21 protein-coding genes are annotated in these 23,064 nt (G+C 71.0%); 12 read left to right on the top strand and 9 right to left on the bottom strand.

Annotation, left to right across the window (positions count from 1 at the left end; genetic code table 11):
* Positions 1-954, bottom strand: coding sequence for an asparaginase (locus ND450_RS21380; RefSeq protein WP_253320570.1), 954 nt, complete (start codon positions 952-954; stop codon positions 1-3).
* A 158-nt stretch (positions 955-1,112) separates the two neighbouring features.
* On the opposite strand from ND450_RS21380, the gene ND450_RS21375 reads away from it, so the two are divergent.
* Positions 1,113-1,766: a GntR family transcriptional regulator gene (locus ND450_RS21375; RefSeq protein WP_253320569.1), complete on the top strand. Its 654-nt coding sequence runs from the start codon at positions 1,113-1,115 to the stop codon at positions 1,764-1,766.
* Positions 1,767-1,776: 10 nt separating this feature from the next.
* Positions 1,777-4,098 (top strand): XRE family transcriptional regulator, encoded by a 2,322-nt coding sequence (locus ND450_RS21370; protein WP_253320568.1) that lies wholly within the window; start codon positions 1,777-1,779, stop codon positions 4,096-4,098.
* On the opposite strand, the gene ND450_RS21365 is transcribed toward ND450_RS21370, so the two are convergent.
* Positions 4,029-4,412 (bottom strand): SsgA family sporulation/cell division regulator, encoded by a 384-nt coding sequence (locus ND450_RS21365; protein WP_253320567.1) that lies wholly within the window; start codon positions 4,410-4,412, stop codon positions 4,029-4,031. The genes ND450_RS21370 and ND450_RS21365 overlap by 70 nt on opposite strands.
* Before the next feature lie 222 nt (positions 4,413-4,634).
* Between ND450_RS21365 and ND450_RS21360 the strand changes: the two genes are divergently transcribed.
* On the top strand, positions 4,635-6,566 hold the full coding sequence (locus ND450_RS21360; RefSeq protein ID WP_253320566.1) for a LuxR family transcriptional regulator: 1,932 nt from the start codon (positions 4,635-4,637) through the stop codon (positions 6,564-6,566).
* Here the strand turns inward: ND450_RS21360 and ND450_RS21355 are convergent.
* The 4 genes from ND450_RS21355 to ND450_RS21340 are packed head-to-tail and all read right to left on the bottom strand — an operon-like array spanning position 6,563 to position 10,206.
* Complete coding sequence (locus tag ND450_RS21355) at positions 6,563-7,123, bottom strand: helix-turn-helix transcriptional regulator (protein WP_253320565.1); 561 nt, start codon at positions 7,121-7,123, stop codon at positions 6,563-6,565. The genes ND450_RS21360 and ND450_RS21355 overlap by 4 nt on opposite strands.
* A 19-nt stretch (positions 7,124-7,142) precedes the next feature.
* Positions 7,143-7,865, bottom strand: coding sequence for a MaoC/PaaZ C-terminal domain-containing protein (locus tag ND450_RS21350; protein ID WP_253320564.1), 723 nt, complete (start codon positions 7,863-7,865; stop codon positions 7,143-7,145).
* 15 nt (positions 7,866-7,880) lie between these two features.
* The gene (locus ND450_RS21345) at positions 7,881-9,050 is read right to left on the bottom strand and encodes an acyl-CoA dehydrogenase family protein (protein WP_089923140.1); all 1,170 of its coding nucleotides are present in this window, start codon (positions 9,048-9,050) and stop codon (positions 7,881-7,883) included.
* Between the two features lie 10 nt (positions 9,051-9,060).
* The gene (locus ND450_RS21340; RefSeq protein ID WP_253327828.1) at positions 9,061-10,206 is read right to left on the bottom strand and encodes an acyl-CoA dehydrogenase family protein; all 1,146 of its coding nucleotides are present in this window, start codon (positions 10,204-10,206) and stop codon (positions 9,061-9,063) included.
* Positions 10,207-10,246: 40 nt separating this feature from the next.
* On the opposite strand from ND450_RS21340, the gene ND450_RS21335 reads away from it, so the two are divergent.
* The 5 genes from ND450_RS21335 to ND450_RS21315 all read left to right on the top strand — a co-directional run bounded on the left by ND450_RS21335 (position 10,247) and on the right by ND450_RS21315 (position 15,455).
* Positions 10,247-10,846 carry a TetR/AcrR family transcriptional regulator gene (locus tag ND450_RS21335; protein WP_089923136.1) on the top strand — a complete coding sequence of 200 codons (600 nt, stop codon included), beginning with the start codon at positions 10,247-10,249 and terminating at the stop codon, positions 10,844-10,846.
* Between the two features lie 9 nt (positions 10,847-10,855).
* Positions 10,856-11,857, top strand: coding sequence for a non-homologous end-joining DNA ligase (gene ligD, locus ND450_RS21330; protein ID WP_253327827.1), 1,002 nt, complete (start codon positions 10,856-10,858; stop codon positions 11,855-11,857).
* Between the two features lie 31 nt (positions 11,858-11,888).
* On the top strand, positions 11,889-14,309 hold the full coding sequence (locus ND450_RS21325) for an NACHT domain-containing NTPase (RefSeq protein ID WP_253327826.1): 2,421 nt from the start codon (positions 11,889-11,891) through the stop codon (positions 14,307-14,309).
* A 107-nt stretch (positions 14,310-14,416) separates the two neighbouring features.
* Positions 14,417-14,635 (top strand): hypothetical protein, encoded by a 219-nt coding sequence (locus tag ND450_RS21320; protein WP_253327825.1) that lies wholly within the window; start codon positions 14,417-14,419, stop codon positions 14,633-14,635.
* Positions 14,636-14,765: 130 nt separating this feature from the next.
* On the top strand, positions 14,766-15,455 hold the full coding sequence (locus ND450_RS21315) for a DUF6319 family protein (protein ID WP_253327824.1): 690 nt from the start codon (positions 14,766-14,768) through the stop codon (positions 15,453-15,455).
* 327 nt (positions 15,456-15,782) lie between these two features.
* Here ND450_RS21315 and ND450_RS21310 read toward each other — a convergent pair whose 3' ends face one another.
* Positions 15,783-17,315 carry an alpha/beta fold hydrolase gene (locus ND450_RS21310; RefSeq protein ID WP_253327823.1) on the bottom strand — a complete coding sequence of 511 codons (1,533 nt, stop codon included), beginning with the start codon at positions 17,313-17,315 and terminating at the stop codon, positions 15,783-15,785.
* 82 nt (positions 17,316-17,397) lie between these two features.
* On the opposite strand from ND450_RS21310, the gene ND450_RS21305 reads away from it, so the two are divergent.
* Positions 17,398-18,261 (top strand): DMT family transporter, encoded by an 864-nt coding sequence (locus ND450_RS21305; RefSeq protein WP_253327822.1) that lies wholly within the window; start codon positions 17,398-17,400, stop codon positions 18,259-18,261.
* On the opposite strand, the gene ND450_RS21300 is transcribed toward ND450_RS21305, so the two are convergent.
* The gene (locus tag ND450_RS21300; RefSeq protein ID WP_253327821.1) at positions 18,258-19,322 is read right to left on the bottom strand and encodes an ATP-dependent DNA ligase; all 1,065 of its coding nucleotides are present in this window, start codon (positions 19,320-19,322) and stop codon (positions 18,258-18,260) included. The two genes, ND450_RS21305 and ND450_RS21300, sit on opposite strands and share 4 nt — an antisense overlap.
* A gap of 17 nt (positions 19,323-19,339) precedes the next feature.
* Complete coding sequence (locus ND450_RS21295; protein ID WP_253327820.1) at positions 19,340-19,993, bottom strand: pyrimidine reductase family protein; 654 nt, start codon at positions 19,991-19,993, stop codon at positions 19,340-19,342.
* Positions 19,994-20,060: 67 nt separating this feature from the next.
* Between ND450_RS21295 and zapE the strand changes: the two genes are divergently transcribed.
* The 3 genes from zapE (at position 20,061) to ND450_RS21280 (ending at position 23,062) form a co-directional block, all read left to right on the top strand.
* Positions 20,061-21,050 carry a cell division protein ZapE gene (gene zapE, locus ND450_RS21290; RefSeq protein ID WP_089923044.1) on the top strand — a complete coding sequence of 330 codons (990 nt, stop codon included), beginning with the start codon at positions 20,061-20,063 and terminating at the stop codon, positions 21,048-21,050.
* A 121-nt stretch (positions 21,051-21,171) separates the two neighbouring features.
* The gene (locus ND450_RS21285) at positions 21,172-21,417 is read left to right on the top strand and encodes a DUF3040 domain-containing protein (protein ID WP_253327819.1); all 246 of its coding nucleotides are present in this window, start codon (positions 21,172-21,174) and stop codon (positions 21,415-21,417) included.
* 49 nt (positions 21,418-21,466) lie between these two features.
* Positions 21,467-23,062: an ABC-F family ATP-binding cassette domain-containing protein gene (locus ND450_RS21280; protein WP_253327818.1), complete on the top strand. Its 1,596-nt coding sequence runs from the start codon at positions 21,467-21,469 to the stop codon at positions 23,060-23,062.
* Positions 23,063-23,064 lie beyond the last annotated feature (2 nt).

The following is a 23,064-nucleotide window of genomic DNA, read 5'->3' as shown; positions in this document are numbered from 1 at the left end:
TCAGCTTGCGAGGGCGAGTGACGGCTTGACGGCGCCGACCGCACGGCCGTGGCCCAGGACCGGCACGGTGGCCAGGCCCTCGACTGCGCTGACGTCCACGCCGAGGCGCTTGAGCACCGCGATGACGACCACTGCGCGGGCGCGGGACGAGCCGTCGGCGATCTTCAGGGCGACGCCCTCACCGGTGGGCAGGCCCACGGCGTAGACGCCTTCGGCGCCGTCCTTGGCGATGACGCCGGGCAGGGCGTTCATGAGTTCGGTGACGTCGCGGCCGGTGCCGCCGACCCACTGCGGGTGGGCGTTCATGGCGGCGGCCACGCGGTGTTCGAGGGTGCCCTCGGGGGCGCTCGCCAGGCGGCCGAACGCGCGGGACAGGCCGGTGAGGGTGAGTGCGAAGATCGGGGCGCCGCAGCCGTCCACGCCCACCTCGGTGACGGGCTCGCCGGTCACGTCCTCGATGGTCTCGCGGGTCGCGACCTGCAGCGGGTGCGCCGGGTCGAGGTAGTCGGCGGTGGACCAGCCGTTGGCCACGCAGGTGGCGAGCATGGCGGCGTGCTTGCCCGAGCAGTTCATGTACTTCGGTGCGGCGGGCAGGCCGGCGGCGAGGTGGCGGGTGCGGGCGGCCTCGCCGATGGGCAGGTCCGGGGTGCACTGCAGGGCGTCCTCGGTCAGGCCGGCCGCGGCCAGGATCCGCAGGGCGCCGGCGACGTGGAAGTCCTCGCCGGAGTGGGAGGAGCAGGCCAGGGCGAGCAGTTCGCCGTCGAGGTCGAGGCCGCTGCGCAGCATCGCGAGGGCCTGGAGCGGCTTGTTCGACGACCGGGGGAACGCGACGTCACCGGGGCGGCCGACCGACAGCACCGGGGCGCCTGTCGCGTCGGTGGCGACGACCGTGCCGTGGTGCACGGACTCCAGGAAGTCGCCCCGCCAGACCTCTGCCACCACTTCGTGTCCCATGCCGCCCCTCCAGTCCTGAATGACATCCCTGAATCGACGTCCCTGGTCGACGTCACCGATCGACATCGCCGAGAACTCAAACTGCCAACTGTCGACAGTTGACATGTTCGCTAGTTTAGCGGGAGGACGGCCGGTGCCGTCCAGATCAGGAGACGAAGGTGACACCCCCGACCCCACTGCACCTCAGCCTCGCCGGGCAGGCCGTCGACGTGCTGCGCGAGCAGGTGCTCACCGGGGAGATCCCCGCCGGGTCGCGGGTCAACGAGGTCGAGGTGGCGCAGAAGCTCGGCATCAGCCGCGGGCCGCTGCGCGAGGCGATCCGGCACCTGGCTTCCGAGGGGCTGCTGACGCTCGTGCCGCACCGCGGCGCGTTCGTGCCGGCCGCGACTCCCGAGGACGTCCGGGCGCTGTTCGAGCTGCGCACCGCGCTGGAGTGCGCGGCGGCCGAGCTGGCGGCGTCGCGGCGGACCGACGTCGACCTGGTGCGGTTGCGGGACGTGTGCGCGGAGAGCCGCCGCAACTACCGGGCCGGGCAGCCGTTCCCCTACCGGCTCGACCTCGCGTTCCACCAGGCGCTGCTCGACGCCGCCCGCAGCCCGTACATCGCCGAGCAGGTGCGGCTCGTGCAGCAACGCGTGGTGCTCCTGCGCAGCGCGCTGGCCGACGACCCGCCGCACCAGCAGGCGTCACTGGACGACCACGACGAACTCGTCGAGGTCATCGCGGACGGCGACGCGGCCAAGGCGTCGACGGTGATGCGCCGGCACCTCTCGCGGGTGTGCGCGCAGATGTTGACGAGTTCTACCCACTAACTTCGGTGACATGATGTTCGGCGCCCGCCTCCTGCAGCACCGCAAGAGCGCCGGGCTCAGCCAGGAGGAGCTCAGCGAACGGTCCGGCGTCAGCGTCCGCGCCATCAGCGACATGGAACGCGGCCGGGCCCGTTCCCCGCAGCGCCGCACCACCGAGGCCCTCCTCGACGCACTCGACCTCGACGAACGCGCCCGCGCCGAGTTGCGCCGCCTCGCGCGGACCGGCCGGGTCGCGCCGAGCAGCCCCGTCTGGTCGCTGCCGCTGTACGTGGCGGACCTCGTCGGCCGTGAAGCCGAACTCGAGGCCATCGCGAAGAAGCCGAACGGGCTCGTGGTCGTCCATGGGGCTGCGGGAACCGGTAAGACGAGCCTCGCCGTGAGGGCCGCTCATCTGCTGGAGGACCGCTTTCCGGATGGACAGCTGTTCATTGACCTGGAGGGCTCCGCCCAGCCACTGCAGCGGTTGCTCAAAGACCTGGGTGTGCCTGCCGAACACGTGCCTGAGGACGCCAACGGCCAGATGCGCCTCTACCGGTCGTTGCTCGCAGGCAAGCGCTTGCTGCTCGTACTGGACGGTGCGCGCACGGAGCAGGAGATCCGCACGCTCAGAGCCGACACGGGCTGCCTCACGATCGTCACGTCCCAGCGTCGCCTCGCGGGCCTGGAGGGCGCCACGTGGCTCCGGCTCGGCGGGCTCACCGAACCGTGCGCCGTCGAGCTGCTGGCGTCGATCGTCGGAACGCACCGCGTCGAGGCCGACCAGGAGACCGCGCTGCGGCTCGTCCGGCTGTGCGGGACGTCGCCGCTCGCCCTGCGGATCGCGGGCAACCGCCTCGCCAGCCGCCCGCGCTGGCCGCTGAGCCACCTCGTGGAGCAGATCGAGGAACGCCGCCTGGCCGCGCTCACCGCGGGCGACCTCGACGTGCGCGGCGCGTTCGAGGTGTCGCTGGCCCACCTGCCGGACACCGCGCGCCTGGTGTTCCGGCGGCTCGGTCTGCTGATCGGCACCCACGTCACCCCGGAGCTCGCCGCGGAACTGGCCGGCGTCACCGCCGGCGAGGCCGGACAGGCGCTGGAGGAGCTCACCGACGTCAGCCTGCTCGACCCCGACGACCGCGGCTACGCGATGCACGGCCTCGTCCGCACGTTCGCCAAGGGCCTGATCGACGCCACCGACGACGACGCGGACCGCAGGATGCTCTCCTGGCTGCTGGAGACGACGGTCGCCGCGGGCGTCCTCTTCGGACAGACGGGTGACGCGCGGCGCGTGAGCCCTCGAAAAGCACCCTTCTCCGACGTGACGACGGGACGGCGCTGGCTGGACGAGCATCGCGACCTGGTGCCCGAGATCGTCACGCGGGCCCAGGCCAGGGGCCTGCACGACGACGTGGCCCGCGCGGTGATCGCACTCTCGCACTACGCGGCCATCGAACCGGGCCTCGTCTGGGAACGCGTCTACCGCCTCGCCCTCACCTCCGCACGCCTGCCGTGGCAGGAGGTCGTGGTGCTGGGCCAGCTCGGCTGGGTGCTGTTCGACGTGGCGAACAGGCCGGGACCCGCGCTGGAGGTGCTGACCCGCGCGGCACGGGTCGCCGGGGAGTCGGGGGAGACCGGGCACCTCGGCTGGGTGTGGCTGATCGCGTCCGCCGCGCACAGCGGGCTCGGCCACTTCGACGAGGCCGAACGCGTGTGCCTGGAGGCGATCGAGCTGATGCGCGAACCGGCAGACGAGCACTACGCGAGGTCCGTGCTCGGCGTGCTGTGGCGGTTGATGGACCGTCCGATCGCCGCCGTCACCGCCCATGAAGAAGTAGCGAAGGAACAACGCGCCTACGCCGGCACCATCTACGAACTCTCCGCACTGGGCCGCACGCTCGGATGGCTCGGCCTCGCCCTGATAGACGTCGACAGGCCCGACGAAGCTGTGGAGGCGCTGACCGAGGCCGAAGACGTCTACGAGCGCGCACAGATGGCCTCATGGCTCGCACGCACGTTGTGGCACCGCGCCCTGGCCCACCGCGCGGCGGGACGGCTCGGCGAGTCCGACAGGGACCTGGCCCAGGCGCTCACGGGGTTCCGCGCGCTCGGAGACGTCCTCGGGGAGATCGAGGTGCTGCGAGCGCTCGCGGACAACGCTGAAACACGAGACGACGACAACGCGTACCTGCGATACCTGCGCGACTCTCTCGTGGCGTGCGAACGGTGGGACACGGACGCGACCCGCGAGATCGCGGCGGAGGTGCGGGAACGGGTGGCGGCAGGTCAGCGCAGGACGGTGCTCAGGAACGCGTCGGCGTCGAACCGCTCGGAACCGGGCGGTACGAGCCGGTAGGCGGCGTCGAGGAAGTTCCGCAGCGTGTCCCAGGGCAGCCGGAACACCGTGACGTGCTGGTCGGAGATCAGCTCCAGCAGCAGCACGCGGCTCGACAGCGGGCGCAACCGCACGTCGCCCTCGCCCGCCTTCATGCTCAGGCCCTCGGAGAGCAGGTCCCTGCTCATGATCCAGGTGGCGACCTTGCCGCCCGAGTGGAACAGCATCGTCACGGCGAACGGGTCCTCCGCCTGGTAGACCAGCTCGGTCTCGACCGGTGCCGTGGTGCCGCCGGGCCGGACGAAGTCGAAGACGGTGCGTGACGCGACCCGCATCGGAACTCCCTGAAGTTTCGTGTTGCCTACAAAGAACATCACGTAATGGGCGTCGAAATGGTTCACGTCTCGCGTTGTCGATTACCAATTGATTGGTCGAACACTTTTCGCGTTCCTCGTCCGCGCGGCCGCGGCGGGCGCTGTGCGAAGGGGCAGACCTGCGGAACTTCTGCTGGTGCTTCTGCATGGTCCCGCGCGCTGACCCGCGATTTGCTGGTGGGCATGGTCTCCCCACTTCGTCCCGGCCTCGTCGGCAGCGCCGTGCGCCACGCGGGTGGCCTGCTCGTGGGCCGGGAACGGGAGATCGCCGTCCTGACGGACGCGCTCGGCGGTGGCGCCCGGTCCTGCGTTGTGCATGGTGCAACTGGTATGGGCAAAAGCGCATTGCTGTCCGTTGCTTCTTCGATCGCGGTGCGCAGCGGGTTGCGGCCGGTGCGCGGATTGCGCGCGTTGAGCGGGGTCGACCGCCACACCGTGCTCGTGGTGGACGACGTCGAACGGCTTTCCGGGGACGAGGCCGAGCGGCTGGAACGGTTCCGGGGCGCGGTGCTGCTGGCGGGGGACTGCGATCCGGACGTTCTGGCGGTCGTGGACGCCGTGCGGGTGCCGTTGCGGCCGATCGGTGCCGAGGCGGTGGCGGAGATGATCCGGCGCCGGTTCGACGCGGAGGTCCCACCGGAGGTGGTCGCGCTGTGCCTGGAGTACAGCGGGGGAGCGCCGGGCGTGCTGAGCGACGTGCTGGACCTGGTCACCGACCTGGAGTCGGTGCGCCACGCGCTGCCCGGACTGCGCTTGCCGCGGCTCCTGCGGGCCGTGCGGCGGAGTCGGGAGGTGCTGGACGCCGACGCGGTGGCGGTCGGCCGAGCCCTCGCCGTGCTGGGGAGCGCGCCGCTGGACGTGCTGGGCGAGGTCGCGGGAACGGGGTCGTTCCGGACGCTGGCCGCGTTCGAACGGCTCGTCGACGCGCGTCTCGCCGTCGCCGAACCGATGCGCGTGCGGTCACCGGCCCTGCGTCACGCGATCCGGCACGAGATGGCACCCGAGGTCCGCGAACGCCTGCACCGCGCGGCCGCCCAGGTCCTGCACCGGCGGTGCGACCCGTCCGCCGCCGACCACGTGGTGGCGTGCGCGCGACCCGTCGAGGCGCCGTGGGTGGCGCCGGCGCTGCACGACGCGGCACGCGTCCACCGGGCCGCCGGACGGCCCGAGCAGGCGGCGAGGTGCCTGCGCGCCGCTCTGCGCGAACCGCGGACCGAGGTGGCGCAACAGGTCGCGGTGGCGATGGCGGAGCTCCACCTGCGGTGCGGGATCGCCCCCAGGGCGGACGAGCTCGCCCGGCAGCGCGCGGCCGCCGGGGAGTGGTTCGACGCCGTCGTCCTCGACTGGCAGTGCGACGAGGACCTGCTCGGTTTCGCCGGCGCCCCTGCGGTTCCCGACGATCCCGAACGGGTGCTGCGGGAACTCCCGGAGAGCGGGCCGCGAGTGGTCCAGCAGCTGGCGCTGGCCGGGTTCGGCCTGCTGCAGCGGGGTTCCGAGAAGGTGGTGCTGGAGCTCGCACCACAGCTGCGGTCGAGGCTCGTCGGCGCGGAACGGGACTGGCTCACCGCGCTGGAGATGTGGGCGCGGCGCGACGACCACGCCGCGGTTTCCGCGTTGATGCGCGATCTCGCCCAGGCGTCACCGCTGCGGGGCTGTGTGGCGTTGGGCGCGGCGGCGTTCGTCGCGTCCTGTGTGGACGCCGGACGTCCTGGCGAGGTCCGCGAGATGTTGGTGCGCCTCGGGTACACGGGAACGCTGCCGCCCGTGTGGACGTGCACGCTGCTGCTGCACCAGCGTGCCCGCCTGCACCTCGCGCTCGGCAGTGCCCGTGCCGCGCTGGCCGATGCCGAACGGGCGGGAGCCGCCGAGCTGGCGGACCAGGCGAGGGCGGCACTCACCAGGCGACCGCGGCCGGTGCGCAGTGCGGCGTGGGACGGGCTGACGCCGCACGAGTCGCGAATCGTCTCGCTGGTGCTCGAAGGCGAGACGAACCGGGCGATCGCCGCGCGGTTCGGCGTCACGCAACGGGCGGTCGAGCTGCACCTCACCCGCGTCTACCGCAAGGTCGGCATCAGCAGGCGGGTGCAGCTCTCGTCCGTCTTCGGCACCGCCTAGAGCAGACCGGACCGCAGCGCCCACGCCACCGCGTGCACCCGGTTGCGCAGCCCGAACCGCTCCAGCAACTGGTGCAGCGCGTACTTGACGGTCCGTTCCGAGCAGAACAGGCGCGCGGCGACCTCCGCGATCGTCGCCCCGTCGGCCAGCAGCCTCAGCAGCTGCAGGTCGCGGTCGCTGAGCACGGGGGCGCGCTCCTGCACCGCCTGACCGCCGACGAGCAGCTTGACCAGGCGTTCGGCGTTGACGTCTGCCCGCCGCAACGGGACCGCGAGACCGGCCTGGGCCGCGATCGACGGGGTGAGGTCGTGCACGCGGGCCGCGATCACCACGATCCTGGACGAGCCGCACGCCCGCAGCCGCGCGGCCTGCTGCGCGCACAGCTCGTTCACCAGGGCCAGCAGCACGTGCGCGTCCGAGCGGTCCTGCACCACCCGCACGCGCGGTGAGCTCTTCAGCAGGTGGGTCACACCGGCCGCGCTGATCAGGTCTCGGGACTCCACCGCCACGCGCACCGGTTCGATGCCGGGGTCCGCGGTTGCCAGGGCACCACTCATGACCCGATCGTGCGGGTTTTCAGCGGCCGTCCACTTCGGAAAACCGAACCGATCCGATCAGCACCTGCCTGCCGTTCGCGAACGTGCGGAACTCGCCGGTCGGCCAGCGCTCGATCCGCAGCTCGTCGCCGGGGGTCACGGGCGCGGTGAACCGGGCGTGCAGCTCGGTGAAGTCCAGACCGCTCACGGTGATCCCCAGCGTGCACAGGCCGTGCAGGATGGGCCGCTCGAACCCGGCCCGCCGTGCGAACTCACGATCGTGGTGCATCGGGTTCACGTCGCCGGTCTCGCGGTAGCGCAGCGCCTGGTCCGGTGTCGTCCGGAAGTAGCTGACCTCGTGCAGCCTCTCGGGCACGGTGAAGGTGCGCGTCTCGCCGCGTTCGCCGCCGAAGCCGCCCTCGCCCTTGATGAAGCAGGACGAGCGCGTGCTCGCGTACTCCGACTCCCAGGCGCTGACGACGAGAGCGCCGGATCCCTTGTCGTAGATGTGCTCGACCGTCTTGGTGACGACCGCCGAGCCCTCCGCGGGAAGCCTGCCGTGCAGCCACAACGACTGCTCGGCGTGCAGCACCCGGGTCATGTCGGCGCCGGTCAGTCCGAGCTGCGGGCCGCCGTGCTGCAGCAGGGGGATGGCGAACGCGGGGGACAGGCCGCCGGTCGCCGCTGCGTACGCCTCGGCGTCGCCGGACGACCAGGTGCGGACCTGTCGTTCGACGACGCCGAGGATGTCGTGGTCGAGCACCAGCCCAAGATAGGGCTAGCCGAGCGTGCCCCGCACGCTCGCGTGGCCCTTCAGCAGGTTGCGGGCGATCGTGCGGCGCTGGATCTCGTCGGTGCCCTCGTAGATGCGCAGCAGCCGCAGTTCGCGGTACCAGCGCTCGATCGGCAGCTCACGCGTGTAGCCCATGCCGCCGTGGATCTGCAGCACGCGGTCGACGATCTCGTTGGCCTTGATGCCGCCGTAGAGCTTCGCGATCGACTGCGCCTGCCGCGAGTCCTTCTTCTGGTCGACGAGCCACGCGGCGTGCAGCACGAGCCAGCGCAGCGCCTCGATCTCGACGGCGGAGTCGGCGATCATCCACTGGATGGCCTGGTACTCGGCGATGGGCTGGCCGAACGTGACGCGGTTCTTGGCCTGCTCGATCGCCATCTCGACGAGCCGCTCGACGCTGCCGAGCGCACGGGCGGGCAGCAGGTAGCGGCCCTGGCCGATCCACTGCATCGCGAGGTGGAAGCCCTTGCCCTCCTCACCGAGGATGTTCTCGTGCGGCACGCGCACGTTGTCGAACACGAGCGCCGCCGGACCCCACTGGCCCATGGTCGGGATGGGCTCGGACTTCCAACCCATGTCGCGGTCGACCAGGAAGCACGTGACGCCGCCGTCGGCGCCCTTCTCCTTGTCCGTCACGGCGAACACCATGACGAAGTCCGCCTCGTTGCCCTGCGTGATGAACGTCTTCTCGCCGTTGATCACCCACTCGTCGCCGTCCCGCACGGCGGTCGTGCGGATGGCCTTCGCGTCACTGCCGGCGCCGGGCTCGGTGATCGCGAAGCACGAGACGCGTTCGCCGGAGATCGTCGGCAGGAGGTAGCGCTGCTTCTGCTCCTCGTTGCCGTGGAACAGGATGTTGTCCGCGTAACCGCCGAAGCGGAACGGGACGAACGAGCGGCCGAGCTCCGCCTCGATGAGCGCGGTCATCGTGCCGCCGAGTCCCATGCCGCCGTACTCCTGCGGCGTCAGCACGCCGAAGAACCCGGCCTGCTTCGCCTTGTCCTGCAACGCCTTGAGCTCGTCGCGGGTGAGACCGGGCTGCCCGGCGCGCTCGCGGCGCAGGACCTCGGGCTCCAGCGGGATGATCTCCTTGCGCACGAAGGTCCGCACCCAGTCGCGGATCTCCTTCTGCTCGTCGTCGAGCGTGAAGTCCATTGCTTTCCTCTCAGATGAACGCGTTGACGCCCGTGAGCGCGCGACCGATGAGCAGTTTCTGGATCTGGCTGGTGCCCTCGTAGAGGGTGGTGACCCTGGCGTCCCGCAGGTACTTGCCCACGGGGTACTCGTCGATGTAGCCGTAGCCGCCGAAGACCTGGATGGCGCTGTTGGCGACCTTCACCGCGGCCTCGCTGGCGAAGAGCTTCGCCATGCTGGCCTCGGTGCCGAACGGTTCGCCGCGGTCGGCGAGGTCGGCCACGCGCCACGTCAGCAGGCGGGCGGCGTCCGTCTCCACGGCCATGTCGGCGAGGAGTTCCTGCACGAGCTGGAAGCCCGCGATGGGCTTGCCGAACTGCTCGCGTTCCTTCGCGTACTTCAGCGCCGCTTCGAGGGCACCTCGCGCGGCACCGACGCAGCCCGCCGCGACGGACATGCGGCCCTTGTCGAGCGCGCCCATCGCGAGCTTGAAGCCCTCGGTGCTGAGCAGCGCGTCCTCCGGCACGGTGACGTCGTCGAGGGTGATCTCGGCGGTGGCCTGGCCGCGCATGCCGAGCTTGCCCTTGATCTCGGTGGCTTCGAAGCCCGGTGCGTCCGTGGGCACGAGGAACGCGCTGATGCCCTTGGGACCTGGTCCGCCGGTGCGGGCGAACACGAGTGCGACGTCGGCCCACGTGCCGTTGGTGATGAAGACCTTGCGGCCGCTGATGCGGTAGCCGTCCGCGGTCTTCGTGGCCTTGGTCGCGAGGTTGCCCGCGTCGCTGCCGGTGCCGGGTTCGGTGAGCGCGAAGCAGCCGACCTGCGTACCCGCGGTCAGTCCGGGCAGCCAGCGCTTCTTCTGCTCCTCCGTGCCGTGCTTCGCGATCGACTTCGCGACCAGCCCGAGTGAGACGGAGATGATGCCCCTGACCGCGCTGTCACCACGGGCGACCTCCTCGAGGACCAGGCAGTAGGCGAGGTTGTCGCCCCCGCTGCCGCCGTGCTCCTCGTCGATGCCGAGCCCGAGGAACCCGACCTCGCCGAGCGCCGGGACCAGGTCCCGGTCGATCGCCTCGTCGCGGTCCCAGCGCGTGGCGTGCGGCACGATGCGCTCGTCAGTGAACCGCCGGGCCAGCTCCCTGAGCTGCCGGTGTTCGTCCGAAAGCGTTAGATCCACGAACCCTCCCGACTAACCGAACAGTGTTAGGTTAACTCACATGCCCCGGCCGAGCACCCCCCTGCTGAGCCCCGACCGCATCCGGTCGGTCGCGCTGGCCATCATCGACCGCGACGGCCTCGACGGCCTGTCCATGCGCAAGCTCGCCGCCGAGCTCGGCGTGCAGGCCGCGTCGCTCTACGGGCACGTCCGCACCAAGGACCAGTTGCTGAACGACATCGCGCAGTCGATCCTGTCGGCGGTCGACGTCTCGGGGTTCTCGGTCGACTGGCGCGAGGGCCTGATCCGCTGCGCGCGCTCGTACCGCGCGGCCCTGTCGACACACCCGAACATCGTGCCGTTCCTCGCGTACGGTCCCGCGGGGCGCGAGGAGTCGCTGCAACGCCTCGACCTGCTGCACGGCGCCCTGGTCGACGCCGGCTGGTCGCGGCGCGAGGCCACGATGATCGCCGCAGGCCTGATGTACATCGTGTTCGGCTCGGCGCTGAGCTCGTTCTCCAGCGGGTTCTCGTCCGACCCTGCGGACTACGTCGACCGCTACCCGCACCTCGACCGCGCGCACCTGCTGCCGGGCGTGGCCCGCGAGCTCGACCGCGACAGCTTCGAACTGGCGCTCGCGGCGTTCGTCCGCGGCCTTTAGTGTGCTGGCGTGGCTTCGAAGGCGATCGAGCTAGAGGTGGGCGACCAGCTCGTCCGGGTGTCCAACCCGGACAAGCCGTACTTCCCCGCGCGAGGCATCACCAAGGGGCAGGTGGTCGAGTACTACCGCACCGTCGCGCCGGTGTTGCTCTCGGTGCTGCGGGACCGCCCCGTGGTGCTGAAGCGCTACGTCGACGGCGTCGAGGGCGAGGCGTTCTACCAGAAGCGCGTGCCCAAGGGCGCCCCGTCGTACGTGGAGACGGTGCAGGTCCGCTTCCCGTCCGGCCGCCCCGCCGACGAGATCTGCCCGACCTCCGAGGCGGTGATCGTGTGGGCCGCGAACCTCGGCACGTTCGACTTCCACCCGTGGCCCGTCCGCCGCCCCGACGTCGACCGCCCGGACGAGCTGCGCATCGACCTGGACCCGCAGCCGGGCACGGACTTCTCCGACGCCGCCCGCGTGGCGTCGGTGCTGCGCGAGGTGCTCGCCGACGCCGGCCTGACCGGCTACCCCAAGACCTCCGGCGGCCGCGGCATCCACGTGGCCGTGCGCATCCGCCCGGAGTGGGACTTCGTCGACGTCCGGCACGCCGTCATCGCACTGGCCCGCGAGGTCGAGAAGCGCGCGCCGTCCCTCGCCACCTCGGCGTGGTGGAAGGAAGAACGCGGTGAGCGCGTCTTCATCGACTTCAACCAGGCCGCCCGCGACCGCACGATCGCCTCGGCCTGGTCCGTGCGCGGAACGCCCCGCGCGACCGTGTCGACCCCGGTCCAGTGGGACGAGCTGTCCACTGTGGACCCTGATGACTTCGACGTGCTGACCGTGCCGAAGTACCTCGAGGAGCGCGGTGACCCGCACGCCGGGCTCGACTCCGAGGCGTTCGGGATCGAGACGCTGCTGGAGTGGTACGCGGCCGACCCGCGCGGCGAGATGCCGTACCCGCCGGACTACCCCAAGATGCCGGGCGAGCCGATGCGGGTGCAGCCCTCTCGCGCCCGCAAGCAGGAGTAACGGCCGCCCGTCCGGTGCCGACCTTGTGGGCGTGACCGCGATCGCGACCGTCGTCGGGGGTTTGGCCGAGACCGCGCTCTCGTGGGTGCGCGATTCGCCGGTGCCGATGTCCGCGCTCGTGCGGCGCCGGATCTCGACGTACCTCTCGGGCCCGGACTGCGCCTCGTTGCTCGAACTGCTGTGCCAGCTCGAACACACCGAGCAGGGCGGGTTCCAGCAGGCCGCGGAACGGGCCGAGCTCGCCGAGGCGTTCCGCCGCGAGTTCCAGCGGGCGGTGCGGGTCGAGACCTCGGAGTCCGCCGACTTCGCGTCCTCGTTGTGGGGTGTGGTCGAGCAGAACGCGCCTTTCCGCGCCGCGGGCGTGCGGGACCGCATCCGGATCAAGGTGACGGGGCCGGAACGCCCGATCGCCGAACGCCTCGCGCTGGCCCTGGACACGGGTCGGCGCGGCGAAGCCCGGGCGACGGGCGAGGTGATCCGTGAGGCGACGGCGCGCGCGTACGACCGGATGGTGATGCCGCACTCGAAGGCGGACTTCCGCTTCCCCGTCGACCGGATCTACGTGCCGCGCACGCTCCTGTTCGCCGACGGGCCGGTCGGCGAGGACGAGGTGCCCGCCCGCCGGTTCGTGGTGGTGGGCAATCCCGGCGCCGGCAAGAGCACGTTGATCCGCCGCCTCCTGCACCGCGCCGAACTGGTGCCGTTGCTGGTGCGGCTCAAGCAGCACCAGAAGCTCACCGAGGACTTCGTCACGATCATCGTGCGGGAACTGCGCACGCTGACCCAGCGGGTGGAGGACCGCCGGCACGTGGCGGACCTGCTCGACGCGGGCGAGGCCGTGGTCGTGTTCGACGGGCTGGACGAGGTCGGCGACATCCAGTCGCGGCGCTCGGCGGTGGCCGCCATCGAGGCGTTCGCGGCGCGCTTCCCGTTGGCGCGCATCGTGGTGACGTGCCGCCAGGAGAGCTATCCGGTGGCGAAGCTCGACTCCGCGTTCCCGGTGTGCCGGCTGCCCGACTTCGAACCCGGACAGGTCGAGCACTACGTGCGCATGTGGTTCGCGCTGGTGCACGCGCCAGGTCGGGCCGGGGCCTTCCTCCGCGACAGCGAACACCTGGCCGACCTGCGCTCGAACCCGTTGATGCTTTCCCTGTTGTGCATGCTCTACCAGGGCGAAGGCTACATTCCGGAGAACACCGCGGACGTGTACCGCGAGTGCTCGGAGCTGATGCTCGTGCGGTGGGACGCCGTCAGCCAGGTGCCGTCGGTGATCCGTTCGGTGAAGCTGGCGAGGTTCCTCGTGCAGGAGCTGGCGCAGCACTTCTTCTTCACGCTCGACGGCGGGGGTGACGAGGGCGAGAAGACGTTGGAGCGCTTGGTGGTCGCGCACCTGGTCGAACGCGAGGAGGAGGGCGCGCAGTCGTACCGCCAGCAGGCTCGGGAGTTCCTGGACTACTGCGCCGAACGGGCCTGGGTGCTGACGCAGGTCGACACGTCGCCGGAGGGGGAGCGCCGGTTCGGGTTCACGCACCGGACTTTCATGGAGTACTACACGGCATGTCACGTGTTGCGCACCCACGAGACGGCCGAGGAGATCGTCGAGTGCGTGCTGCCGATGATCACGTCGGGCAAGAGCCTGGTCGTGCCGCAGATCGCCTTGCAGCTGTACGACACGTACCGGGCGGATGGCGGTGACGCCTGCATTCGGCTGCTGCTGGACAAGGCGCGCAACCGTGACTCGATCATCACCTTCTGTGTGGCGTTCCTGGAGCACAACAACCTCCGCCGTGGCACGACGGAAGCACTGCTGGAGCGCGCTTTCGAGGTGTTGGGGAAGACCGGTCAGCAGAGACTGCTCGAGGCGCTCAAAGCCGTGCGCCGGGTGAAACGCACGCGCACGGCCGCTGTCGCGCGTGCGGTGCTGGCGCGCGCAAGTCCGGGCAGTGACCTCAGGCTCGGCGCCGGGATGGTGCTCCGCGTGCCGTCCGTCGCGCACGAGGTGGCGGTGGGGGAGATGCGGCACGGGCTCATCCCGACGGCCGAGTTCCTGCGTCGGTACGGCGCCAGGGCCCTGCTCTACACCCGGCTGCCCGGCGTCGACGGGTTCGTGCCGGGACCGCTCGTCCAGGCCCTGCGGGACAGCTGGCTGTCGAACCCGGGCTTCCGGTACCTCGTCCCGTTGTGGGAGGAGGTGCTGCCGATCCCCGCCTCGGTGCTGTCCTCGATCGTCGAGGAGCTCGGGAAGGGCGACCGGCGTTCGGTGGCCATGTCGCACTCGAACGCCTCTCGCGCGTTCGCCACGATGATCGCGGCCGCGGCGTCGACGCCCAGTCCCGGAGTCGCCCGGCAACTCCTCGAGTGCTGCTCGGGCGCCGAGGAGTTGCGTCCGGTCCGGGACCTGCTGGAGCGGTGGGGACGCCGGGAGGTGGCGTTCGTCGATCCGGACCGCTGACACATGCGTTGAGCTGCAATGGAATCCGTGCGCGGGTGAGCCAACCGGATGTATCGGGTACGGATCGAGTCGGCGACCTCGTAGACTGGTCGTGAGAGGAGGTCGTCATGTCCCAGCCATATGTCGTGCGGTACGTCGGCGGTCCCCTCGACGGCAGGGTCGACTCGCTGCCGTCCACGCCGGACGACCCGAAGCAGACGGTCACGTACGTGCACCTGCACGGCGGGCCGAAGATCGTGCACGTCTACGACCTCTCGTACGCGGTCGAGTACGGGTGCGAGTACCGGCTGCGCGCCGAAGAGGTCGAGAAGGCCGAAGAGGCCTGACGCCCGTGTCGTGAGAGCGCTCTCACGGAACCTGTTGCCCGTTGATGATCTTGTTGTCGACCCTGTGCTCAGAATTGTCGGGGGTGTAGGGCATGCTGGGGCACAGGTGTTCGATTGGGGAGGCAGCGCGATGGCGAAGAAGAGCGGGCTGTCGGTGGAGGACGTCGCCGATCTGCGCGCGCAGTTGGACGAGGGCACTCAGCCGATGGTGTGGTTCACGGCGGCCGCGGTCGGCATGGAGGAGGGCAGGTCGGCGAAGCTGCTGGCCGTCACCGATCCTCCCGAGGGCGACTTCATCCAGGTCCGGCCCACGGGCTCGAAGGACGAGATGTCGTTCGGCCTGGCCGAGCTGACGCTGGAGAAGCCCCCGCCCCGCAAGAAGCCGGCCACCCCGCCCCCTGCGGCGCCGGAGCCGCCGCGCGAGACTGAGATCATCCACCCCTACGTCCCGGAGGCGCCGGTGAAGCCCGCGGCCCCCAAGCCGAAACCCGCACCCGCTCCCGTCGAGCAGGCGCCGCCGAAGCCCGCCCGCAAGCCCGCGGCGAAGAGCGCCGCCGTCCCCGAGGTCACCGTCACGCTGGTGACGACGGGCGAGGGCGAGTGGTCCGTGGAGGTGCTGCAGGGCACCCGCAGGGCGGTCAAGCCGACCCCGGTGCCGCCCGCCGCGGTGGCCCAGGCGGCGAAGCTCCTCACGCCCGAGGTGGCCGAGATCGTCGAGGGCGTCCTGAACGCGGCGCGTGCCCAGCAGCTCGCCCGGGTGGAGCAGTTGCGCGCTGAACTGGAGGCAGCCCAGAAGGCCCTGGAAGACCTGGGCGCGTAGCGGTATCACGCGCTGCGACTCCCCGGTGGTAGTCCCCACGCGTTCGGGTGAGGGGGGTTCCCAGGGCTGGTGGCGGGGCGGACCGTGAGGTGTGCGGATGTCCCGCGGCAGGTCCGGCTTGGAGGACGGGGAGGCCCTGATGGGTACGTGTGGGTGCTGTTCCGGGTGCACGGGTCCCGGCTGCGGCTGCTGTTCCAGCTGCTGACACGGTGTTTCGGGCGGGGAGCCCTCGTCGCGTCGAGGTCACGCGAAGGGCTCCCCGCGCCATGTCCGGAGACTCGGGCGGCGAGGTCGTGAATCGGGAGACCGCGGCCTGCCGGACCCGGATCAGGGCGGGCAGACGGTGCCGTTGGACGGCACCTTCGCGTCCACCAGGTAGTCCCGCGCCGCCGTGGTGGCGCACCCCGACAACCCCAGGGCGCCGTGCCCGCTGCCCTGCCACGCGACCAACGCCGACCCCGGCAGCCGCTGCGCCGCGTGCTCGGTGCCGGGCGCGGGGGTGGAGGCGTCGTTGGCCGTGCTCAGGACCACGATCGGCGGCGCGCTCTTGAGCGGCTCGACCTTCTCGGCCTTCGGTGGCACGAACGGGTTGCAGTGCAGCAACTGGCGGGCGAACAGGGCGCCGAACATCGCGTGCTTCGACTGCCAGTCCGCGGTGAGGGCCTTGACCCGGTCCGGCGGGATGCGGGTGGAGGTGTCGTTGCAGCCGATGATCAGGCCCGCGTCGAAGCGCGGCGGGTTCTCGTCCAGGTCGTTGACCAGCGGGTCGAGCAGGGCGAACAGGCCCGTGCTGTCGCCGGCGCGGGCCTTGACCAGCGAGTCGGCCAGTGCCGGCCACTTCGCGCGGTCGGCGAGGCCCGTGACGATCGCGTTCAGCGCCGAGCCGGGGGTGAGGTCGAGGTACTCGCCGCGCACGCGTCCGGACCGCAGCTGGGTCAGGAGCGCGGCGACGTCCTCGCGCGGGTTCGCCAGGGCGCAGCCGCGGGTCTTGCAGTCGCGGGCGAACGCGTCGAACGTCGCCTCGGCCGCCACGGCACGGGACTCGAGGACGCCGACCTGGTCGAGCGCCGGGTCGGGGGCGCCGTCGAGGACGGTGCGGCCGATGCGGTTCGGGTAGCGCTGCGCGTAGGTGGTGATGACGCGCGAGCCCTCGCCGAGGCCGATGGCGTTGAGGCGCTCGGAGCCGAGGAACTCGCGGAGCCGTTCGAGGTCGGCGGCCGCGCGCCACGAGTCGAACGCGGTCAGCCTGCCCTCGAGGTCGAGCACGCACTCCTGCGACGCCTCACCGGCGGCGACCACGAGGTTCGACTGCTCGGTCTCGGCCGGGTCGTATTCCATGAGCAACGCGCGCGTTGCCGGTGGCACGCACGACATGCCGTCCGAACGGCCCGTGCCCCGACGGTCCACGCCGATGATCGTGTAGGTGCTGAGGACGTCCTTGGGCAGCGCCGCCGCGAGCCGCGCGGCCTTCAGCGTGCCGGGCTCACCGCCGGGGTCGTTGACGACGACCAGCGCGCTCTTTCCCGTGCCGACGCGGGTCAGCGCGATGCCGAGCTGGCCGCGGCCGGGACGTCCCGGCGGGTCGAGCACGGCGGTCATGCGCGCGCATTCGTACTTCAGGTCGCCCTGGGGAGCGTCCGCGCCGAAGCGGTCCTTCATCTGCTCGTCGCACTGGGACCACTGCAGCGAGTCCGTCTTGTACTCGCCGAGCGGGGGCACGGGCTGGGGCCCTGCGAGCGCGCTCTGGTCGACGGGCTGGTTCTCCTCACCCCTGACCGCGATCACCGGCCGGTTCGAGGGACCCGCGCTGCACGCCGTCAGCACGCTCACCGCCACCAGGGCCAAGGCAGCGCGACGCACAGATTTCCTCACTCTCATCCACACTCCGGGAGCCTGAGCCTCGCACGGCACAGGTGAATTGAAGGTGAGACAGGATGGGGGCATGGACCACGCCGGCCGGTTGCCCGTCGCACGCCTCACGGGCGGCGTCCCGCCGACGGCGCTCGTACTGCTCGGCATCGTCAGCGTGCAGGTCGGCGCCGCTCTCGCGAAGCAGCTGTTCGTGGTCCTGGGCTCGTCGGGCACGGTGACGTTGCGCCTGGTCATGGCGGCGCTCATCCTCCTCGCCATCTGGCGCCCGTCGCTGCGGCTCGACCGCCGCACGCTCGTCACCGTCCTCACCTACGGCGCGGTGCTGGCGGCGATGAACCTCTGCTTCTACGCGTCCCTCGCGCGCATCCCGCTCGGCGCGGCCGTCACGATCGAGTTCCTCGGGCCGCTCGCGGTGGCGATCGCGGGCTCACGCCGCTGGCTCGACGGCGTGTGGGTGCTGCTCGCGGGCGTCGGCGTCGTGCTGCTGACCGGCGTGCAGGGCGGTCTGTTGTGGACGGGCGTGCTGTTCGCGCTGGCCGCCGGTGCCTGCTGGGCGGCGTACATCCTCGTGACGGCCAAGCTCGGCAGTCAGACGACGGACGGGGGAGGGCTCGCGCTCGCGATGGTCGTCGGGTCGGTGATCGCCCTGCCGTTCGGCATCACGTCGGCGGGTACCGCGATCCTCGACCCGCTGGTGCTCGCGGCGGGGTTCGCGGTCGCGCTGATGTCGTCGGTGATCCCGTACTCGCTGGAGCTCAGTGCGTTGCGGCGCATGCCTCCGCGCGTGTTCGGGATCCTGATGTCGATGGAACCGGCGATCGGCGCGCTCGCGGGCCTGCTGCTGCTCGGCGAGAACCTGAGGCCCGCCCAGTGGGTCGCCGTCTGCTGCGTCGTGATCGCGTCCATCGGTGCGACGCGATCGGCCAAGGCCTAACGGGCCCGCAGCTCGCCCTTCAGCACCGAGGCCACGTCGTAGCGGGCGGGGATCTCCAGCTGGTCGTAGCGGCACGACAGCGGTTCGCGGTCCGGCCGCCACCGCGCGAACTGGCCGTTGTGCCGCAGCCGCACGGGGTGCTCGCCCTCGGTCTGGGTGTAGTGGATCTCCAGCACGCGCTCGGGCCGCAGCGCCACGTACTCGGCCTGCTTGCCGCGCCACCGGTTGATCTCGCCGGGGATCCGCTGCCCGGAGACGGGACTCGCCCACGGGTGGTCGTCGGCCGTGGTGATCAGCGGCGCCAGCTCCTCGGCCAGCTCACGCCGTTCCGCGGCCTTGAACGACCCGCAGACACCGATGTGGTGCAGCACGTCGTCCGAGTCGTAGACGCCGAGCAGCAACGAACCGACCGCCGTACCGGGCTCGGTGTCCTTGTGCCAGCGCAGACCCGCGAGCACGACGTCGGCGGTGCGGGCGTGCTTCACCTTGATCATCGAACGCTTGCCCGGCGTGTACGGGCCGTCCGACGGCTTGCCCATCACCCCGTCGAGCCCGGCGCCCTCGAACAGCGTGAACCACTGCCGCGCCGTCTCGACGGACGTCGTCGCGGGCGTCACGTTCAGCCCCGGCAGCTCCAGCAACGCCTCGCGCCGCGCGACCGTCGGCGACTCCAGCAGCACCTCGGACCCGAGCGCCAGCAGGTCGAACGCGACGAACGTGGCCGGCGTCGACTCCGACAGCAGCGCCACCCGCGAGGCCGCCGGGTGGATGCGCTCGGACAACGCGTCGAAGTCCAGCTCCTCGTTCTTCGCGACCACCAGCTCCCCGTCGACGACCACGCGATCGGGCAGCACGTCGAGCATCGACGCGGCGACCTCGGGGAAGTAGCGGTTGAGCGGCTTGCCGCTGCGCGACTGCAGCAGCACCTCGTCGCCGGAGCGGAACACCACGCACCGGAACCCGTCCCACTTCGGTTCGAAGAACAGGTTCGCGTCGTCCGGGATGCCGTCCACGGCCGTGGCGAGCATCGGCTGCAGGGGTGGCGTCAGCGGTAGGTCCACGCGCACATCCTGCCTCTTCAGCTGGAATCCCGCCGCTGATAACGCAGCAGGAGCACGTCGTCCGCGCGCAGCACCGACGCCAGCGCCAGGTCCACGGGCGGGACCACCGGGCCGTGCGCGATCCGCGAGGCGTCCCCGGCAGCGAGCACCGGCGCGACGGTCAGGTTCAGGCCGTCCACCAGCCCCGCGGCCACCATGGACCCGAACAGCCGGGGCCCGCCCTCGAGGTCGATCCGGTGCAGTCCGCGCGCCGCGAGCTCGGCGACGGCCACCTCCAGGTCGACCTCGGTCTCCCCGGCGACGACCACGTCCGCCGGCAGCGCGGGCATCCGGGCCGCCTCGGTCGTGATCACGATCGGCGGCACGGCCGTGTCGGTGAACAGCGGCAGGTCCGGCGTGAGGGACCCGCTCGCCGTGACCACCGCGATCGGCAACGGCCTCGCGCGCCTGGCACCCCGGTACCCCTCGGCCAGCACGGTCCCCGCGCCCACCAGCACCACGTCCGCGAGCTCGCGCCCGAGCAGGTAGATCTTCCTGTCCGCGGGCGAGCCGAGCCCGGCCGACCGCCCGTCGACCGACACCGCACCGTCCACGCTGGACACGAAGTTCGCGGTCACCCACGTGCGGCCCGGCGGGTAGGCGTAGAGCGACTCGAGTGCTGTGTCGGTCATCTCAACGCCCGGTGAGGGCCACAACATCTCCACTGGGCCATCCCACCACGCGGATAAGCTCCCCGGCATGCGCTTGTCCGACCGGGATCCCCAGATCAGTCCAGACGAGCTGATCGAGAACCTGGTGCCGCCACCGAGGTTCGACACGGTCAGCTTCGACACCTACATCCCCAACCCGGACGAGCCGTCCCAGGCCGCCGCGGTCGAGGCCGGCCGCCTGTTCGCCGCGCGGGTCGGCGCCCGCCGCAGGAAGTGGTCGCTCTTCGGCTCGCGCGACGACGAACCGGGCAAGCTCGGCCTCTACCTCGACGGCGGCTTCGGCGTCGGCAAGACCCACCTGCTCGCCTCGCTCTGGCACGCCGTCCCGGGCCCGAAGGCCTACGGCACGTTCGTGGAGCTGACGAACATGGTCGGCGTCCTCACCTTCCCCGAGGCCGTGAAGCGGCTCTCCGGCCACAAGCTGCTCGCGATCGACGAGTTCGAGCTCGACGACCCCGGCGACACCATGCTCGTCACGCGCCTGATCAAGGAGCTGATGGCGGCGGGCGTCCACATCGCCGCCACCTCGAACACCCTGCCGGACAAGCTCGGCGAGGGCCGCTTCGCCGCCGCAGACTTCCTGCGCGAGATCCAGTCGATGTCGTCGAAGTTCGACGTCGTGCGCGTCGACGGCCCCGACTACCGCCACCGCGGCCTGCCTGACGCCCCCTCACCGATGTCAGACGGTGAACTGGTCGTTAGAGCCTCTAACACCGACGGGTCGACGCTCGACGACTTCGACGAACTGTGCGTGGCGCTCGCCCGCATCCACCCCTCGAAGTACGGCAGGCTGCTCGACGGCGTCAGCGCGGTGCACCTCAAGGACGTCAAACCGGCGCCCGACCAGAACGTCGGCCTGCGGCTCGTGGCGTTCGGCGACAGGCTCTACGACCGCGACATCCCGGTGGCGGTGTCGGGGCAGCCGCTGTCGGAGCTGTTCACCGACGAGATGCTGCGCGGCGGCTACCGCAAGAAGTACCTGCGGGCGGTGTCGAGGCTCGTCGCGCTGAGCCGTTGAACATCATCACCGGATCCAATGGCGTGAGATCCGGCTGAGGCGAGTTTGACACCCCCGGTGTTCGAGTATCCACTGGATGCGGGCGGGAATGCTGACGTCCCGACGCCCTCCGGAGGCACTGATGCTGAGTGAAGCCGAACGCCGCTCGCTCCAGGAGATCGAGCAGCGGTTGCTGGCGGACGAGCCGAGACTCGCCCGCACGATGAGCCGAGGGGTCCGTCCCTGGCTGTTCTACGGACTGCTGCTCGTCTTCGGCGGCCTCACGGTGCTGCTGACGGTGATCGGCGCGTTCGGCCCCGCCTTCCAGTGCCTGCTGGTCACGGCCGCGGTGCTGGTGTTCCGCAAGTACCCGCTGCGCATCCGCTAGCGGCGAAACTCGCTGGCTTTCCCGGCCGGAGCACCCGACCATCTCCGGCGTGGGACATCTGGAAGCGAACGGGCTCGCGTACACCCTGCCGGACGGCAGGGAGCTGTTCCGCGACGTCTCGTTCAAGGTGAGCGGCGGGACCGTGGTCGCGCTCGTCGGCGCGAACGGTGTCGGCAAGACGACGCTGCAACGGATCCTGTCGGGGGAGCTCACCCCGAAGCAGGGCAGCGTGCACGTGCAGGGTGGGCTCGCGGTGATGCCGCAGTTCATCGGCTCGGTCCGCGACGACAGCCTCGTGCGCGACCTGCTGCTCTCCGTCGCTCCCGCCGCGTTGCGGAAGGCGGTGGAGGAGCTCGACGACTCCGAGCTCGCGTTGATGGACACCGACGACGAAGCCGCCCAGATGCGCTACGCCACCGCGCTGACCAGCTACGGCGAGGCGGGCGGGTACGACATCGAGGTCCTCTGGGACACCGTCACCGTCGCGGCTCTGGGCCTGCCCTACGACCGCGCCCGGTTCCGCGAGGTGCGCACACTGTCGGGTGGTGAGCAGAAGCGGCTGGTCCTCGAGACGTTGCTGCGCGGCCACGAGCAGGTCCTGCTGCTCGACGAGCCCGACAACTACCTCGACGTCCCCGGCAAGCGGTGGCTGGAGGAACGCCTCGAAGCCACCGACAAGGCCGTGCTCGTCGTCAGCCACGACCGCGAGCTGCTGTCCAACGCCGCCACGCACGTCGTCACGGTCGAGGCGCACTCCGCGTGGACGCACACCGGCTCGTTCGGCACCTGGCACGCGGCCCGCGCCAAACGCATCGAGAAGCTGCTGGAAGACCATCGCCGCTGGAACGAGGAGCACGAGCGCCTGAAGGAACTCGTGCGCACCCTGCAACAGCAGGCCAAGTCCTCCGAGGTGATGGCGCAGAAGTACCGCGTGATGAGCGCGCGCCTCCAACGGTACGAGGACGCCGGCCCACCACCGGAGATCCCCACGGACGAGAAGGTCCACCCACGCCTGAAGGGCGGCCGCACGGGCGTTCGCGCGATCACGTGCGAGCAGCTGGAGCTGACCGGCCTGATGAAGCCGTTCTCGCAGGAGATCTTCTTCGGCGACCGGGTGGCGGTGCTGGGCTCGAACGGCTCCGGCAAGAGCCACTTCCTGCGGCTGCTCGGCGGCGACGAGGTGCGCACCTCGGGTGCGTGGAAGCTCGGCGCGCGGGTCGTGCCCGGCCTGTTCGCGCAGACGCACGAGCACCCGGAGTGGCTCGGCCGCACGCTCGTCGACATCCTCTGGCACGGCGAGGGCCGCCGCGCCGGCAAGGACCGCGGTGCCGCCATGTCGGTGTTGCAGCGCTACGGCCTGCACCACGCCGGCGACCAGCGCTTCGAGAACCTCTCCGGCGGCCAGCAGGCGCGGTTCCAGATCCTGCTGCTGGAGCTGTCCGGGGCGACGTTGCTGCTGCTCGACGAGCCGACCGACAACCTCGACCTGGCCTCCGCCGAGGCGTTGCAGAACGCCCTGAACGACTTCGAGGGCACGGTCGTCGCCGTCACGCACGACCGGTGGTTCGCCAGGTCGTTCGACCGGTTCCTGCACTTCCGCGCCGACGGCAGGGTGTCCGAAGTGGACGAACCGGTCTGGACCTAGCT

It is taken from the genome of Lentzea sp. HUAS12, assembly GCF_024125735.1.
GTDB classification, from domain to species: Bacteria; Actinomycetota; Actinomycetes; order Mycobacteriales; family Pseudonocardiaceae; genus Lentzea; species Lentzea albida.
This window is presented reverse-complemented; position numbering and strand designations above follow the sequence as displayed.

Excerpts from the sequence above, each read along its gene's own strand:
- ND450_RS21315 (WP_253327824.1), top strand. The coding sequence starts at position 14,766 with ATGGCGAAGAAGAGCGGGCTGTCGGTGGAGGACGTCGCCGATCTGCGC.
- ND450_RS21365 (WP_253320567.1), bottom strand. The coding sequence starts at position 4,412 with ATGCGGGTCGCGTCACGCACCGTCTTCGACTTCGTCCGGCCCGGCGGC.
- ND450_RS21285 (WP_253327819.1), top strand. The coding sequence starts at position 21,172 with ATGCTGAGTGAAGCCGAACGCCGCTCGCTCCAGGAGATCGAGCAGCGG.
- ND450_RS21320 (WP_253327825.1), top strand. The coding sequence starts at position 14,417 with ATGTCCCAGCCATATGTCGTGCGGTACGTCGGCGGTCCCCTCGACGGC.
- ND450_RS21370 (WP_253320568.1), top strand. The coding sequence starts at position 1,777 with ATGATGTTCGGCGCCCGCCTCCTGCAGCACCGCAAGAGCGCCGGGCTC.
- zapE (WP_089923044.1), top strand. The coding sequence starts at position 20,061 with ATGCGCTTGTCCGACCGGGATCCCCAGATCAGTCCAGACGAGCTGATC.
- ND450_RS21380 (WP_253320570.1), bottom strand. The coding sequence starts at position 954 with ATGGGACACGAAGTGGTGGCAGAGGTCTGGCGGGGCGACTTCCTGGAG.
- ND450_RS21295 (WP_253327820.1), bottom strand. The coding sequence starts at position 19,993 with ATGACCGACACAGCACTCGAGTCGCTCTACGCCTACCCGCCGGGCCGC.
- ND450_RS21305 (WP_253327822.1), top strand. The coding sequence starts at position 17,398 with ATGGACCACGCCGGCCGGTTGCCCGTCGCACGCCTCACGGGCGGCGTC.
- ND450_RS21360 (WP_253320566.1), top strand. The coding sequence starts at position 4,635 with ATGGTCTCCCCACTTCGTCCCGGCCTCGTCGGCAGCGCCGTGCGCCAC.
- ND450_RS21345 (WP_089923140.1), bottom strand. The coding sequence starts at position 9,050 with ATGGACTTCACGCTCGACGACGAGCAGAAGGAGATCCGCGACTGGGTG.
- ND450_RS21335 (WP_089923136.1), top strand. The coding sequence starts at position 10,247 with ATGCCCCGGCCGAGCACCCCCCTGCTGAGCCCCGACCGCATCCGGTCG.
- ND450_RS21355 (WP_253320565.1), bottom strand. The coding sequence starts at position 7,123 with ATGAGTGGTGCCCTGGCAACCGCGGACCCCGGCATCGAACCGGTGCGC.